The 14,960-nt window shown below is 60.5% G+C and carries 12 protein-coding genes, 2 tRNA genes and 1 riboswitch; of the genes, 2 read left to right on the forward strand and 12 right to left on the reverse strand.

What is annotated here, in order from left to right; genetic code table 11:
* Nucleotides 1–2: 2 nt before the first annotated feature.
* The 6 genes from Q7C20_RS21740 to ltaE all read right to left on the reverse strand — a co-directional run bounded on the left by Q7C20_RS21740 (nucleotide 3) and on the right by ltaE (nucleotide 5,805).
* Nucleotides 3–76, reverse strand: a tRNA-Arg gene (locus Q7C20_RS21740).
* 108 nt (nucleotides 77–184) lie between these two features.
* Nucleotides 185–275, reverse strand: a tRNA-Ser gene (locus Q7C20_RS21745).
* A gap of 62 nt (nucleotides 276–337) precedes the next feature.
* Nucleotides 338–526 carry a carbon storage regulator CsrA gene (csrA, locus tag Q7C20_RS21750; RefSeq protein ID WP_003175645.1) on the reverse strand — a complete coding sequence of 63 codons (189 nt, stop codon included), beginning with the start codon at nucleotides 524–526 and terminating at the stop codon, nucleotides 338–340.
* Nucleotides 527–698: 172 nt separating this feature from the next.
* Nucleotides 699–1,940, reverse strand: coding sequence for an aspartate kinase (locus Q7C20_RS21755; RefSeq protein WP_375070107.1), 1,242 nt, complete (start codon nucleotides 1,938–1,940; stop codon nucleotides 699–701).
* 95 nt (nucleotides 1,941–2,035) lie between these two features.
* Nucleotides 2,036–4,654: an alanine--tRNA ligase gene (alaS, locus tag Q7C20_RS21760; RefSeq protein WP_375070109.1), complete on the reverse strand. Its 2,619-nt coding sequence runs from the start codon at nucleotides 4,652–4,654 to the stop codon at nucleotides 2,036–2,038.
* A 146-nt stretch (nucleotides 4,655–4,800) separates the two neighbouring features.
* Complete coding sequence (gene ltaE, locus Q7C20_RS21765; RefSeq protein ID WP_375070111.1) at nucleotides 4,801–5,805, reverse strand: low-specificity L-threonine aldolase; 1,005 nt, start codon at nucleotides 5,803–5,805, stop codon at nucleotides 4,801–4,803.
* A gap of 191 nt (nucleotides 5,806–5,996) precedes the next feature.
* A riboswitch (FMN riboswitch) is annotated at nucleotides 5,997–6,166 on the forward strand.
* Between the two features lie 113 nt (nucleotides 6,167–6,279).
* Between ltaE and Q7C20_RS21770 the strand changes: the two genes are divergently transcribed.
* On the forward strand, nucleotides 6,280–6,786 hold the full coding sequence (locus tag Q7C20_RS21770) for a 6,7-dimethyl-8-ribityllumazine synthase (protein ID WP_375070113.1): 507 nt from the start codon (nucleotides 6,280–6,282) through the stop codon (nucleotides 6,784–6,786).
* 141 nt (nucleotides 6,787–6,927) lie between these two features.
* Nucleotides 6,928–8,406 carry a M91 family zinc metallopeptidase gene (locus tag Q7C20_RS21775; RefSeq protein ID WP_375070115.1) on the forward strand — a complete coding sequence of 493 codons (1,479 nt, stop codon included), beginning with the start codon at nucleotides 6,928–6,930 and terminating at the stop codon, nucleotides 8,404–8,406.
* Here Q7C20_RS21775 and astE read toward each other — a convergent pair.
* The 6 genes from astE to aruF all read right to left on the reverse strand — a co-directional run bounded on the left by astE (nucleotide 8,403) and on the right by aruF (nucleotide 14,857).
* Nucleotides 8,403–9,407, reverse strand: coding sequence for a succinylglutamate desuccinylase (astE, locus tag Q7C20_RS21780; RefSeq protein WP_375070117.1), 1,005 nt, complete (start codon nucleotides 9,405–9,407; stop codon nucleotides 8,403–8,405). The genes Q7C20_RS21775 and astE overlap by 4 nt on opposite strands.
* A gap of 11 nt (nucleotides 9,408–9,418) precedes the next feature.
* Nucleotides 9,419–9,709, reverse strand: coding sequence for a topoisomerase II (locus Q7C20_RS21785; protein WP_071493983.1), 291 nt, complete (start codon nucleotides 9,707–9,709; stop codon nucleotides 9,419–9,421).
* A gap of 38 nt (nucleotides 9,710–9,747) precedes the next feature.
* Complete coding sequence (gene astB, locus Q7C20_RS21790) at nucleotides 9,748–11,094, reverse strand: N-succinylarginine dihydrolase (protein ID WP_375070119.1); 1,347 nt, start codon at nucleotides 11,092–11,094, stop codon at nucleotides 9,748–9,750.
* A 188-nt stretch (nucleotides 11,095–11,282) separates the two neighbouring features.
* A complete protein-coding gene (gene astD, locus Q7C20_RS21795; RefSeq protein WP_375070165.1) occupies nucleotides 11,283–12,752 on the reverse strand; it encodes a succinylglutamate-semialdehyde dehydrogenase in 1,470 nt (489 codons plus the stop codon).
* On the reverse strand, nucleotides 12,749–13,774 hold the full coding sequence (gene astA / locus Q7C20_RS21800; protein WP_348061863.1) for an arginine N-succinyltransferase: 1,026 nt from the start codon (nucleotides 13,772–13,774) through the stop codon (nucleotides 12,749–12,751). Before astA ends, astD begins: the two co-directional genes overlap by 4 nt.
* Nucleotides 13,775–13,837: 63 nt before the next feature.
* Nucleotides 13,838–14,857 (reverse strand): arginine/ornithine succinyltransferase subunit alpha, encoded by a 1,020-nt coding sequence (gene aruF / locus Q7C20_RS21805; protein WP_375070121.1) that lies wholly within the window; start codon nucleotides 14,855–14,857, stop codon nucleotides 13,838–13,840.
* Between the last annotated feature and the right edge of the window lie 103 nt (nucleotides 14,858–14,960).

The raw sequence follows: 14,960 nt of genomic DNA on the forward strand, positions 1-14,960 counted from the left end.
GGTGCACTCGACAGGATTCGAACCTGTGACCGCTCGGTTCGTAGCCGAGTACTCTATCCAGCTGAGCTACGAGTGCATTTGTTGCCGCGCATTATAGGCCGTTCAATCTCTATGTAAAGCTATTTTTTCGAGTAATTTCAACAACTTACCGAAAAAACCAGATTGCAACGTACTAAGCAAATAATGGCGGAGAACGGGGGATTCGAACCCCCGACACCCTTTTGAGGTGTACTCCCTTAGCAGGGGAGCGCCTTCGGCCACTCGGCCAGCTCTCCGCAACACGGGGCGTATATTAACCACGTTCATCCCCGTTTGCAAACATAAAAAACGATAAAAATTAAAGGCTTGGTTCTTCGTCCTTCTCTTTCTTGATCCGCAGGTAAATTTCCTCGCGGTGGACCGCTACCTCTTTCGGAGCGTTAACCCCGATACGCACTTGATTGCCTTTGACGCCGAGCACGGTCACGGTGATTTCGCCATCACCGATAATCAGGCTTTCTGCGCAACGACGAGTCAGAATCAGCATACCTTTCACCTCACGCAATACAGTTCAGGAACCACAGTCTGCAAAAAAAGGCCTTCGGCCTACGACCAAAAGCCATAGTCCTACTGCCTAAGTATTGTCGAGCCCACGCAAAACAACATGCGCCCCACAAAAAAATGAAAGGCGCGGTAAACCGCGCCTTCCTGGCATTGCATCACTCGCCCTGTCGGGCCGGTGCGTCCAGCTCAAAAGCGGTGTGCAGTGCACGCACAGCCAGCTCCAGGTACTTCTCTCCGATCACCACCGAGACTTTGATTTCCGAGGTGGAGATCATCTGGATGTTGATGCTTTCCCTGGCCAGGGCTTCAAACATGCGGCTGGCAACGCCGGCATGGGAACGCATGCCCACACCCACGATCGACACCTTGGCAATCTTGGTATCGCCGACCACTTCACGGGCGCCAATCTCGCTCGCAGTGTTCTGCAGAATCTTCTCCGCCGCATCGTACTCGTTGCGGTGCACGGTGAAGGTGAAATCGGTGGTGTTATCGTGCGAAACGTTCTGCACGATCATATCGACTTCAATATTGGCGCTACTGATAGGACCGAGAATCTTGAACGCCACGCCCGGAGTATCCGGCACGCCACGGATCGTCAGCTTGGCTTCATCGCGGTTGAAAGCGATGCCGGAAATGATCGGCTGTTCCATGGATTCCTCTTCATCAATAGTAATAAGGGTGCCCGGACCCTCTTTGAAGCTGTGCAATACGCGCAGCGGAACGTTGTACTTGCCGGCAAACTCCACCGCGCGAATCTGCAACACCTTCGAACCGAGGCTGGCCATTTCCAGCATCTCTTCAAAGGTGATCTTCTCCAAGCGCTGAGCCACGGAAACAACGCGCGGATCAGTGGTGTAAACACCGTCCACATCGGTGTAGATCTGGCATTCATCGGCCTTTAAAGCTGCAGCCAGTGCCACGCCGGTCGTGTCCGAACCGCCGCGCCCCAGTGTGGTGATGTTGCCGTGTTCGTCCACACCCTGGAACCCTGCTACAACTACCACGCGCCCGGCTTTGAGATCAGTACGAATTTTCTGATCATCAATTTGCAGGATGCGCGCCTTGGTGTGCGCGCTGTCGGTGAGGATGCGCACCTGACTGCCAGTGTAGGACACCGCTGGCACACCACGTTTGTTCAGCGCCATGGCCAGCAAGGCGATCGTCACCTGCTCGCCCGTGGAGATGATCACATCCAGCTCACGCGGCAGCGGTTGTTGATCGCCGCTGATTGCCTTGGCCAGATCGATCAGGCGATTGGTCTCGCCGCTCATGGCCGACAGCACCACCACCAGGTCGTCGCCGGCATCGCGGAATTTCTTAACCTTGTCAGCGACCTGCTCGATTCTTTCAACAGAGCCGACCGAGGTGCCTCCAAATTTCTGTACGATCAAAGCCATTTCTAAGCCGCCTCAGCCCGTAAAGGGGCGCCCAATAAACGAATTCAAGCAACCGAGCGAGCCCATGACTAGACCATGGGCTCAGTAACAGCGCCTTAAATGCCTGCCTCGACAAACGGCACGGTCAGGGCCAGTGCCGCGTCCAGGGCGCCAGCGTCTACACCACCGCCTTGCGCCATGTCCGGACGACCACCGCCCTTCCCGCCCACTGCCGCGGCGGCTTGCTTCATCAAATCACCGGCCTTGAGTTGGCCAGTCAGGTCCTTGGTTACACCGGCAACCAGAACGACCTTTTCCTCATGGACACCGCCGAGCAGGATCACTGCGCGGCCGAGTTTGTTCTTCAACTGATCGACCAAGGCCAACAATGCCTTGCCGTCCTGACCGTCCAGGCGCACCGCCAGGACTTTCACACCCTTGACGTCCAGCGCGCCGGCCGACAGATCGTCGCCCGCCGCACTGGCTGCCTTGGCCTGCAGCTGCTCCAGCTGTTTCTCCAGCGCACGGTTGCGCTCCAGAACGGCGGACAGCTTGTCGATCAGGTTGTCACGGCTGCCCTTGACCAGGCCCGCCGCTTCCTTGAGTTGTTCTTCAGCCGCATTGAGGTAGGCCAGGGCCGCAGCGCCGGTCACCGCTTCAATACGCCGTACACCGGACGCCACACCGCCTTCGCTGATGATTTTCAGCAGGCCGATGTCGCCGGTGCGGTTGGCGTGGATACCGCCACACAGCTCCACCGAGAAGCTGCCGCCCATGCTCAGTACGCGCACTTGGTCGCCGTACTTCTCACCAAACAGCGCCATGGCGCCTTTATTCCTGGCGGTCTCGATGTCGGTTTCTTCAGTTTCCACCGGGGTGTTCTTGCGAATCTCGGCGTTGACGATGTCTTCCAGAGCCTTCAATTGCTCAGGCTTGATCGCTTCAAAGTGGCTGAAGTCGAAGCGCAGGCGCTGACTGTTAACCAATGAACCTTTCTGCTGCACATGTTCACCCAATACTTGACGCAACGCGGCGTGCAGCAGGTGAGTGGCCGAGTGGTTCAAAGCAGTTGCATGCCGTACGTCGGCATCCACTTGAGTGTCTACCGGTGCGCCGACCGTCAGGTTGCCCAGCACCAGCACGCCGTGGTGCAGGAACGCACCGCCGGTCTTGGTGGTGTCACGCACTTCAAAACGCCCGGAGGTCGAGCTGAGGAAACCACAGTCGCCAATCTGGCCACCGGACTCGGCGTAGAACGGCGTCTGGTCCAGGACCACAACGGCCTCGTCGCCTTCGCTCAACGCATCGACGGATTTGCCATCTTTGTAAATGGCCACGATTTTGGCCGAGCCAACGGTCGCCTTGTAGCCGACGAACTCGGTCGGCACATCAACCTTGACCAGGGTGTTGTAGTCCAGGCCAAAGGAGCTGGCCGAACGGGCACGCACGCGCTGGGCTTCCATCTCACGCTCAAAACCGGCTTCATCGACGGTCAGCTCGCGCTCACGGGCGATGTCGGCAGTCAGGTCCATCGGGAAACCGTAGGTGTCGTACAGTTTGAACACCACGTCGCCCGGCACCACGGTGCCTTTGAGCTCAGCCAGGTCCTGTTCGAGGATCTTCAGGCCGTGTTCCAGGGTCTTGGAGAACTGCTCTTCTTCAGCCTTGAGCACGCGCTCGATGTTGGCTTGCTGCTGCTTGAGTTCCGGGAAGGCTTCGCCCATCTCGGCCACCAGTGCGGCTACGATTTTGTAGAAGAAGCTGCCGGTGGCGCCCAGCTTGTTACCGTGACGGCAGGCGCGACGGATGATACGGCGCAGCACATAACCACGGCCTTCGTTCGACGGCAACACGCCGTCGGCGATCAGGAAGCCGCAGGAACGAATGTGGTCCGACACCACCTTGAGCGAAGACTGGCCTTCGTTGGCGCAGCCAATCGCCGCAGCCGAAGCGCTCAGCAGGTTGGTGAACAGGTCGATTTCGTAGTTGGAGTGAACGTGCTGCATCACCGCACTGATCCGCTCCAGGCCCATGCCGGTGTCCACCGACGGCGCCGGCAGCGGGTGCAACACGCCATCGGCGGTGCGGTTGAACTGCATGAACACGTTGTTCCAGATCTCGATGTAACGGTCGCCGTCTTCTTCCGGCGAGCCCGGCGGGCCGCCCCAGATGTCGGCGCCGTGATCGTAGAAGATCTCGGTGCAGGGGCCACACGGGCCGGTATCGCCCATGGTCCAGAAGTTATCGGAGGCGTAAGGCGCGCCCTTGTTGTCGCCGATGCGGATCATGCGCTCGGCCGGCACACCGATTTGCTGGGTCCAGATGTCATACGCTTCGTCGTCGGTGGCGTAGACGGTGACCCAGAGTTTTTCCTTCGGCAGCTTCAACACGCCGGTCAGGAAGGTCCAGGCAAAGGTAATCGCATCTTTCTTGAAATAGTCACCGAAGCTGAAGTTACCGAGCATTTCGAAGAACGTGTGGTGGCGCGCGGTGTAACCCACGTTTTCCAGGTCACTGTTCTTGCCGCCGGCGCGTACGCACTTCTGGCTGCTGGTAGCGCGGGTGTAGGCGCGCTTTTCCTGGCCCAGGAAGCAGTCCTTGAACTGGTTCATCCCCGCGTTGGTGAACAGCAGGGTTGGGTCATTGCCTGGGATCAAGGAGCTGGAGGCTACACGGGTGTGGCCTTGTTCTTCGAAGAAGCGAAGGAAGGCTTCACGGATTTCTGCGCTTTTCATTAGGTTCTTCCACGGAGGCTGCGGCCAAAGGCCAGTGCGCAACATCATCAGACGGAGCGACGGCAAAGGGCCGCATTATATCGGCCCTTTGCCGGTGGTACAGCGTGTTTATGCGATAGAGACAGTCAATTAGACGGTCTGCAGTGTCATTTTCGGGAAAACTCGACAAATGTCTCCAGCACGCGCTCGATCTGCGCCCGGCTCACGTCCATATGCGTGACCATGCGCAGGCGCGGCGCGGCGCTCAACGTTATCGCGCGTTCAGCGGCGAACGCCTTCAAGGCCTGCGCGCGATCCCCCAGGTGCACGTAAACCATATTGGTCTGCACCGGCTCGACCTCGTAACCGGCCTTACGCAGTTCATCCCCCAGCCACTGCGCGTTGGCGTGGTCATCGGCCAGGCGCTGCACCTGATGATCCAGCGCGTACAACCCCGCCGCAGCCAGGGAGCCGGCCTGGCGCATGCCGCCGCCGACCATCTTGCGCAGGCGCCGCGCCTTGGCGATCAGCGCCGCGGAACCGCACAACACCGAGCCAATCGGCGCGCCGAGGCCTTTGGACAAACACACCGACACCGAGTCGAAATAACCGGCAATCTCACGCGCATCCACGCCCAGCTTGACCGCCGCATTGTAGATTCGCGCGCCGTCCAGGTGCAGGGCCAGGCCGTGTTCATGGGTGAATGCCCGGGCTTTGGCCAGGTACTCCAGCGGCAATACCTTGCCCTGCATGGTGTTTTCCAGCGCCAGCAGACGGGTGCGGGCGAAGTGGAAATCATCGGGTTTGATCGCCGCCAGTACCTGATCCAGGTCGAGGGAGCCGTCCGCCTGCACGTCCAGCGGCTGAGGCTGGATCGAACCGAGTACCGCCGCCCCGCCACCTTCGTATTTGTAGGTGTGGGCTTGCTGACCAACGATATATTCCTCGCCGCGCTCACAGTGAGCCATCAACGCCAGCAGGTTGCTCATGGTGCCGGTGGGCACGAAGAGTGCCGCCGCAAACCCCAGGCGCTTGGCCATTTCGGCCTCCAGGTGGTTGACGCTGGGGTCTTCGCCATACACGTCGTCGCCGCTGGCGGCGTTGGCCATCGCGTCCCGCATGCCGGGGGTGGGTTGGGTCACGGTGTCGCTGCGCAGGTCGATCACAGACATGAAACAAGCCTCTGGAGGGTTAAGTCGTTTCTTATATGAGTGATTACTGCGGGCAAAGCCACGCAATATCAAGCCCCGCTGTACCTTCAATCGAATACCAACCAAACAAACCGATATAGCTTATCGATACGGCGCCCGTGCAGTTTTTGAAAATCCATGTTAAAAACTCACCGCCGCCAGGGTTCTGGTGGCAACGTTCTCAGGGCGGGGTGTAATTCCCCACCGGCGGTAATTGCGCGCAATGTGCATAGCCCGCGAGCGCTTGGCGCCTCGAACTGCTCACGCAGGACGGCGACAAGGTCAGCAGACCCGGTGTGATCCCGGGGCCGACGGTCATAGTCCGGATGAAGAGAGAACGGGATTGGCACCTAAGGGCCGAGCGCCGCGTTCATGCTTGCATGGCGTAGCTGTCCGTACCCTTAAATCCCATTCGATTCATAACGCCCTGTTTTTTTCTTAAACAGGAGTCAGAACATGCAACCCATCTCAATCGACAGCAAAAGCAAAAACCATCACGGCGAGCGCGTCGCGTTTATCCAGGCCTGCTGGCACAAGGAAATCGTAGACCAAGCCCGTAAAGGTTTCCTCGCCGAAATGATCGCCCAGGGCTACCAGGAATCGGACATCGATTTCTTCGAAGTCGGCGGCGCCTTTGAACTGCCCCTGCACGCCAAACTGCTCGCCAAGACCGGCCGATATGCCGGTATCGTTGCCGCAGCCCTGGTAGTGGACGGCGGCATCTACCGTCACGAGTTCGTCGCCCAATCGGTGGTCAGCGGCCTGATGCAGGTTCAGCTCGAAACCGAAGTGCCGGTGTTCTCGGTGTCCCTGACCCCGCACCACTTCCACGCTGGCAGCGAGCACACCACGTTCTTCTACGAACACTTCGTGCACAAGGGCCAGGAAGCGGCACGCACCTGCGCCGACACCCTGCACAAAGTCCGCGCGATCCGTCGCAGCGAGCAAAAACTGGCGGTCTGACCCACGCTCAGCCCGTTACAAAAAAAGCCCCGACAAGCTCGCTTGTCGGGGCGTTTTTGTGGGCGCTTGCATAGTTACCGCCTCAACAGCGCGCCCTTGCCGTTAAGTACCGCCTGCCTACTTAACCAAAGGACACGCGACATGTTAACCCCCCCAAACGCCGACGGCGTCTACGTCATCGACGCCAACACACGCACCGCCAACCCCAGGCGCGAGCCCACCCATAATCGCCCGGGCGGCCCGGGGTTTATCGAGGTACATGAAATCCTTGAAAATGAAAATGTGCGTATCGAGCGCAGACTGTTCAAGGAGCAACACGTTGATCAACTGTGCCTCACCACCTTTAACGTGCCCGACAACGTCAACGTCTTCGCCGCTGCACCTCCCGCCGGGCCGCTGTCGACGCTGTCTGTGCAGATCAACCAGTCACGCTACGAAATCACGCTCAACTGGCAGTCACAAACGCTGGTACTGGACACACAGGGCGGCAACGACCGGATTCACATCGAGGACAACGTGATTGTTCCCGTCTTCATCTACACCGGCGAAGGCGACGACCGCGTGTTCACCGCCGCCAGAATCGCCAGCGTGTACACAGGCCCCGGTGATGATTTCATCGCGGTCCTCAACGGCAAGTGTCACGTCGAGGCTGGCGACGGCAACGACGAAGTGCACGGCTATCAAGGCACTCACATGACGGTGTACGGCGGCCCCGGCAGCGACGACATCAGCGGCGGTGATGGCAGCTGCTTTATCGACGGTGGTGAGGGCGACGACCATATTCTCGGTGGCCGTGGGCCGAATATCCTCAGCGGCGGCCCCGGTAACGACCGGATCAAGGCCGGCCCGGCGAGCAATGTGATCTACACCGGCGACGGGCTCAACGAGGTCACCCAGCTCAAAGCCGACGACGTGACCTACTTCAACTTCAAGAGCAACCTGACCGTTAACTGCGCCCTGATGATGCACCCGGACACCCTCCCCGACCTCCCGCAAGGGCAGTTGGCTTCCCATGCCATCCACCTCGAACCCAAGCCACTGGCTCACAGCGGCATAACCATTCAGGGCAGTGCGCCATTCATTGCACGGGTCAACGACGACCTGCGTCTGTTGCTTGGTTCACCGACCGGTCAACGGTTGTTGGCGGAACTGGAACGCGCCACGTTGGCGAGTGGCCGCCCCATCACCATCCATGAGTTTTACCCAGAACCCAACGGGCTTTTCGCGCCGGACCCTGCAAGCGCGACATGGCCGTTTATCGACAATAATCAGCCAGGGCGCCCGTCCTATGGCGGAAGCATCTGGTACAACACCACCGATATCGTTCCCGGAACGCCCAGCATCATCAACCTGTTCCACGAACTGTGCCACGCCTACAACAACATCAGCGGCACGGTATTGCGGGGGGGAAGCCTGGATGGAATCGACGGCACCAAACCGCGCGACCTGGTCCCCAACAGCGAACTTCAGGCCGTAGGCTTGCCGACCACTGCGCAGCCGTTCGACTTCGACAGAGACCCCGGCACCCCGCCGACAAACACCAACCCGCCAGCGTTCAGTGAAAACGGCTTGCGCAAAGAACTGGGGTTACCGCCGCGCCTGCAATACCGCAAAGACTAAGCCAAGCCCTGCTCGGTGGTCGGCACAATGAGGATCCCGGCGCGCAAGCCGTTCTTCACTTTCGGGTTGGGGAAGATGATGCGCGCGCCCTCCTCCTCGATCACCCAGCGGGTCTTGGCGACGTCTTCGGCCAGCAGATAGCCCTTGGCGAGCGGCGAGAAGTTTTCCACGTCGGCCGGCAGGTGCATCAGGAAGGCGTCACTGTGCTTGATGACTTCGCGCGACACGGCAAACAGCTGCAGGCCGTCGAGGCTATCGGTCTCAGGCTCAGTGCCTTCAATGATGTGCTTCAAGCGAGCCTCCAGGCGTGACACGTCTACGCCCTCGTTCTGCCCGAATGGTCGCGCCTTGCCCAACTCCAGGGTGAACGCCTCGGCGTCAAGTTGCTCGTAGGTAAACGCGGTGAAGGTGATCGAGGTCTTGTTCTGCAACAGCACCGCTTCCATGCCGGCGGCGCGCAGGCGCGCCAGCTCTCGAAGGGAATGCTGGCGCCCGTCTTTCCACGGGTACAGGGCGAATTGCTCGATCTTCGAGCCACGAATAGCGGTGTGCAGGTCGTAATGCAGGCGCGAACGGCCAGGCAAACTGAAAAAGCTGCGGGCCAGTTGCTCAAGCTCGGCGGCGCGCATGGCTTCGGGGCCGATGTTTTTTTCATGACGGCCGTTGAACAGCCGGTTGACGTCCAGTTCCAGGTAACGCTCGCCGCGGCGCATGGCCTCGGGGTTGCCGAACAGGAACAGAATACGGTTGCGGGGTTTGATCTCCCCACGGGCAATGCCATGCAACAGGCGGTCGAGCAGTTCGATCGGCGCCGTTTCGTTGCCATGAATGCCGGACGACAGCAACACGTCGCTGCCGTTGTCCCGGGCCTGCGGCGGGCGCACTTCAAGTGCGCCCTCGCTGAGCCAGCGCATCTGCACGCCGTCGACAGTCAGTTGAATTTTTTGCGCCGGTTCGCGACCGGCGAGGGTCAGTTCAAGCAGTTTGCCGAGGGCGAGCATAAGCGGCTTCCTTAGTGGTTGCAGCCTGGGCCGTGGACGTGGTCGTCGTCATCACCTTCAACCTCAGCCGGTTCCATTTCCAGTTGCAGGCTCATCAGGTTGGTGGCCAATGGGCGCATCAGCAGGTTGGCGTATTCGGCGTCGCCTTCTTCCACATCCACACCGATCAGCAATTGGCCACGGCCGTCGTGCTGGATCCAGATTTCCTTGCCCTGCCACACCACCGCAACGCGGGTGCAAGAGGTTTCGAGCTGGGTGCCGTCGGTGTCTTCAAGGATCAGTTTCAAGGTGTCGGTGGTCATAAAAAAACTCTCAACATAGGGCGTAAAAGGAGGTGGCGTTAATTGATCTGGAAAGGATATACCGAGCCCAGTTTAAGGATTTGCGTCAGTTCATCCAGTGCCGTCCGGCACTCAAGCAGCAATTGCGGGTCCGCCAGGTCGCTTTCGCGCAGGCTGTCGCGGTAGTGCTTGTCGACCCATTGGGTCAGCGTTTCGTACAACGGCGCGGTCATGATAACGCCTGGGTTCACCGCCGCCAGTTCCGTTTCGTTCAGCGCCACGCGCAAACGCAGGCATGCCGGGCCACCGCCGTTCTGCATGCTTTGCTTGAGGTCGAAGACCTTCACCTCGCGGATCAGCCCACCGGACGCCGTCAGGCTTTGCAGGTACTGCCAGACGCGTTCGTTGGCGCGGCATTCTTCCGGCACGATCAGCAGCATCGAGCCGTCGGGGCGGCTGAGCAACTGGCTGTTGAACAGGTAGGAACGCACGGCGTCTTCAACGCTGACCTGGGCACGGGGCACGCACACCGACTGGAAATTACCGCCCAACTTGCCCAGCTTGCCTTGCAGCTCGGCGAGCATTTGATCGGTATTGAGGAACGCATCCTCGTGATAGAACAGCATCTCGCCGTTGCCCACCGCGATCACGTCGTTGTGGAACACGCCGGCATCGATCACCGCCGGGTTCTGCTGGCCATAGACCACGCCGTCTTCCTTCAAGCCGTGCAGGCGCGCGACCGCCTGGGACGCTTCAAGCGTCTGGCGCGCCGGGTACTTTTGCGGCGCCGGGTAACGGGTGTCGAACGCACTGCGGCCGAACACGAAAAACTCTACGCCCGCCTCGTCGTACTCACGGCAAAAACGCGTGTGGTTGGCGGCGCCTTCGTCGCCAAATTGCGCCACCGCCGGCAAGGCGGCGTGGTGGGCGAAGTGTTTCCCGTCGGCAAACATCGCCCCCAGCACGCGGCTGGTGGTGGGGTGCTCAATGCTGCGGTGGTATTTGCAGTTGAGGTTGGCGGCGGTGAAATGCACGCGGCCATCCGCGGTGTCGGCGCTCGGGCTGACCGTGGCCGCGTTGGCCACCCACATGCTCGAGGCCGAGCAACTCGCCACCAGCAACGGCATGGCGTGCTTGGCGGCTTGCTGGATCACTTGAGCGTCAGTGCCACTGAAACCGAGGTTGCGCAAGGCGGCCACGTCAGGACGTTCCTGAGGCGCCAGCACCCCTTGCTTGAAGCCCATGTCCATCAGGGCTTTCATTTTTTGCAGTCCCTGCAACGCCGCTTCCTTCGGGTTCGAAGACTGCTGGCTGTTGCTCTGGGACGCGACGTTGCCGTAGGACAAACCGCCGTAGTTATGGGTCGGCCCCACTAGACCGTCAAAATTGACTTCACAGGATTTCATCGGCGAGGCTCCACGAACATCTGTTTTTATAGGCTTCAAATTACTTGAATACACCGCAAATCAACCGTGGGAGCGGGCTTGTGTGGGAGCGGGCTTGCTCGCGAAGACGGTGTGTCAGTCAATACATCCGGCGACTGAACCACCGCCTTCGCGAGCAAGCCCGCTCCCACAGGGGCCCGCTCCCACCGTTAGATCAGCGTTACACCGGGCGTCAGCGTTGCTGGCAGCACCAGACTCGGGGTCTCAAGCGAGGCCACCGGGTACGCGCAATAATCCGCCGCGTAATACGCACTGGCGCGGTGGTTGCCCGACGCGCCTACCCCGCCAAATGGCGCGGTGCTGGCGGCGCCGGTCAGCTGTTTGTTCCAGTTGACGATCCCGGCACGGCTTTGCAGCCAGAACTGCTGATAACGCGCTTCGGAGTCAGACAACAAGCCCGCGGCCAAACCATATTGAGTGTTGTTGGCCTCGACAATCGCCGCTTCAAAATCAGCGTAGCGGATCACCTGCAGCAGCGGGCCAAACAGTTCTTCGTCTTCGCGCTCGGTCACGCCGGTCACGTCGATGATGCCCGGAGTCAGCAAAGCGGCCTGATCCTGCGGCTGAGTCATTTCCAGCAGCGCCACGCCGCCATTCGCCAACATCAGTTCCTGAGCGTCCATCAAGGCTTTGGCTGCGCCGAGGGAGATCAACGAACCCATGAACGGCGCAGGTTGCCTGTCAAACGCGCCAACTTCAATGCTCGCGCTGACCTCCACCAGACGCGCCAGCAACGCATCGCCCCACACGCCTTCCGGCACCAGCAGGCGGCGCGCACAGGTGCAACGCTGGCCGGCGGAGATGAACGCCGACTGAATAATCGTGTAGACCGCCGCGTCCACATCGGCGACTTCGTCCACCACTAACGGGTTATTGCCACCCATTTCCAGCGCGAGGATCTTGTCCGGGCGCCCGGAGAACTGCTGGTGCAGATGGTTGCCGGTGCGGCTGGAACCGGTAAAGAACAACCCGTCGATACCCGGGTTGGCCGCCAGCGCAATCCCGGTTTCCCGCGCGCCTTGCAGCAGGTTCAACACGCCCGCCGGCAAGCCCGCTTCGATCCAGCACTGCACGGTCAACTCGGCGACTTTGGGGGTCAGCTCGCTCGGTTTGAACAGCACGGTATTACCCGCCAGCAAGGCCGGTACGATGTGCCCGTTCGGCAAGTGGCCGGGGAAGTTATACGGCCCGAACACCGCCACCACACCGTGAGGTTTGTGGCGCAATACGGCGGTGGCGTCGCCCAAGGGGCCGCTCTTTTCGCCGGTGCGCTCGCGGTAGCTCTGTACCGAGATGGCAATCTTGTTGGCCATGCTGGTGACTTCAGTCGCCGATTCCCACAGCGGCTTGCCGGTTTCCTCACCGATGCAGCGGGCGATTTCATCGGCGCGGCGTTTCAGGGTGGCGGCGAAGGTTTCCAGCACGCCGATGCGGTCTTCCAGCGAACGGCTGGCCCATGCGGGGAACGCTTGGCGCGCCGCCTGCACGGCGGACTCAACTTGTTCTGCGCTCGCGCCATTGCCGGCCCACAGCACCTGCTGGGTCACCGGGTTGCGCGATTCAAACAGTTCACCCTGGCCAGCCAGCCAGCTGCCTGCGATATACAGCGAATTCATTATTTCGACTCCCGAGCAGCGGACAACGGAACAGCACGCACTTGATCACCCACCACCAGTTGCAAGCGTTTGGCGGTTTGTGGGTCGACCACCAGCGTGCCTGCCGCCAGGCGGGCTGGCGCGGCGGTAATGCGGCATTCCTCACGCTTGCGGTTATGGATCAGGAACGGCGTGGCGTCGTCCCCCGGCGTGCCGATGGCCAACACCAGCGACTGGCTGTCACGCACGGCGCGGATCTTGGAGGTTTCACACTCCACCGCCGGGCCAGCGTCGAAAATGTCGACGTAACCCTGGTAGCTGAACCCTTCGCTCTTGAGCATGCTCAACGCAGGCTCGGTGTCCGGGTGGACTTTGCCGATCACGTTGCGCGCGTCTTCAGAGAGGAAGCAGCTGTACAGCGGAAACTTCGGCATCAGCTCGGCGATAAACGCCTTGTTACCCACGCCGGTGAGGTAATCCGCCTGGCTGAATTCCATTTTGAAGAAGTGTCGACCCAGGCTTTCCCAGAATGGCGAGCGGCCGGCGTCGTTGGACACGCCGCGCATCTCGGCAATGATCTTGTTGCCGAACAACTGCGGGAATTCCGCGATAAACAGCATGCGCGCCTTGGCCAGCATGCGGCCGTTGAGGCCCGTGCGGTAATCGGCGTGCAGGAACAACGAGCACAATTCAGAATTGCCGGTGAGGTCGTTGGCCAAAAACAGCGTCGGAATCTCGCGGTAGATATTCAATTCCTGGGAGGCGCTGACGGTCAGGCCCACCCGGAAGTTGTACCAGGGCTCGCGCAGGCCAACGGCGCCAGCGATGGCGGAAATGCCCACCACCTGGCCTTCGTCGTTTTCCAGCACAAACAGGTAGTCGGCATCGCCCCGCCCGGCGTCGCCGCGAAAGGTTTTTTCCGCCCAGCCAACCCGGTGGGTCAGGCGCTCTTCGTTGGCCGGCAAGGTGGTGAGGCCGGTGCCGGTGCTGCGCGCCAGATCAATCAGGGCCGGTAAATCGCTGCTGCGTACGGGACGAACGATCATGCTATCTCCTCAGACGGGCCGCTGTTGCCAGCCACCCGCGAAACTCTCTTTTAACCGCAGTGTTTAAACCGCAACCAGACGCACACTCGCGCCTTCGCCAACACCCAGTGCTTCGGCCGTTTCCAGGTCCAGGGTCACTGGTTTGCCCGGCGCGTAGTCCAGGTCGAGCATCACCGCGCGGTAATCCTGCAACTGCGCGTTGCTCACCAGGTATTGGCGGCCGACACCCTTGAGCATCTCGCCGATTTTCACCGGCACCACGCGGCTCTGGGCAATCGAGCGAATGCCGGAGACCCTTGCGTGCAGCGTCGGGCCGCCGTCGAAGATGTCGATGTAGTGGTCGGTCTCGAAGCCTTCGCGCATCAGGATGTCGAAGGTGACCTGCGCGCGCGGGTGCACCTGGCCCATCGCTTCCTGGGCTTCGTCCGGCAGCAGCGGCACGTAGATCGGGTAATGCGGCATCAGCTCGGCGAGGAACGTACGGCTTTTCAGCCCGCACAGGCGCTCGGCGGCGGCGTAGTTGAGGTCGAAGAAGTTGCGACCGATGGCGTCCCAGAACGGCGAATCACCGTTCTCGTCGCTGTAGCCGACAATTTCGGTAACCACCGAGTCGGCAAAACGCTCGGGGTGGCTGGCGACGAACAGCAAGCGGCCACGGGAGTTGAGTTCCGACCACGGCGAACCGACCAGCTCAGGCACCACGTAGAAACTGGTGAGCAGGCTGTTGCCGGTGAGGTCGTGGCACTGGGAAAGCACGTGGATCTTGTTGTGGATCTTCAGCTCGCGGGAAGCGTGCACGAAGGTCTCGTTACGAAAACTGTAGAACGGCTCCGAGTAACCGGCCGAGGCGACGATGGCCGAGCAGCCCGCAAGCTTGCCGGTCTCGGTGTCTTCGAGCACGAAGAAGTAGCTTTCTTCACCGTTGAAACTGACCTCTGCCGCGAAGGACGCCTCGCTGGCGGCGATCTTGTCGCTGAGGCGTTCCACATCATCCGGCAAGGAGGTGACACCAATCGGGCTGTCCGCAGCCAGACGCTGTACCTCGCCCAGATCAGCCATTTGCGCGGGGCGCATCACCAGCATGGTGTCACTCCTTAACTCGAAAACTTCATAGGAAAAAATGCCGGACATCTCATGATTCAACACAGGTCAAAATGTGGGAGGGGGCTTGCCCCCGATAGCAGTC

Origin of the sequence: Pseudomonas sp. AMR01, assembly GCF_041946035.1 — a bacterium.
In the GTDB taxonomy this organism is placed as follows: Bacteria; Pseudomonadota; Gammaproteobacteria; order Pseudomonadales; family Pseudomonadaceae; genus Aquipseudomonas; species Aquipseudomonas antarctica_B.

Coding starts and splice junctions, on each gene's coding strand:
- csrA (WP_003175645.1), bottom strand. CDS start 526: ATGCTGATTCTGACTCGTCGTTGCGCAGAAAGCCTGATTATCGGTGAT.
- Q7C20_RS21755 (WP_375070107.1), bottom strand. CDS start 1,940: ATGGCTTTGATCGTACAGAAATTTGGAGGCACCTCGGTCGGCTCTGTT.
- alaS (WP_375070109.1), bottom strand. CDS start 4,654: ATGAAAAGCGCAGAAATCCGTGAAGCCTTCCTTCGCTTCTTCGAAGAA.
- ltaE (WP_375070111.1), bottom strand. CDS start 5,805: ATGTCTGTGATCGACCTGCGCAGCGACACCGTGACCCAACCCACCCCC.
- Q7C20_RS21770 (WP_375070113.1), top strand. CDS start 6,280: ATGCAACCCATCTCAATCGACAGCAAAAGCAAAAACCATCACGGCGAG.
- Q7C20_RS21775 (WP_375070115.1), top strand. CDS start 6,928: ATGTTAACCCCCCCAAACGCCGACGGCGTCTACGTCATCGACGCCAAC.
- astE (WP_375070117.1), bottom strand. CDS start 9,407: ATGCTCGCCCTCGGCAAACTGCTTGAACTGACCCTCGCCGGTCGCGAA.
- Q7C20_RS21785 (WP_071493983.1), bottom strand. CDS start 9,709: ATGACCACCGACACCTTGAAACTGATCCTTGAAGACACCGACGGCACC.
- astB (WP_375070119.1), bottom strand. CDS start 11,094: ATGAAATCCTGTGAAGTCAATTTTGACGGTCTAGTGGGGCCGACCCAT.
- astA (WP_348061863.1), bottom strand. CDS start 13,774: ATGATCGTTCGTCCCGTACGCAGCAGCGATTTACCGGCCCTGATTGAT.
- aruF (WP_375070121.1), bottom strand. CDS start 14,857: ATGCTGGTGATGCGCCCCGCGCAAATGGCTGATCTGGGCGAGGTACAG.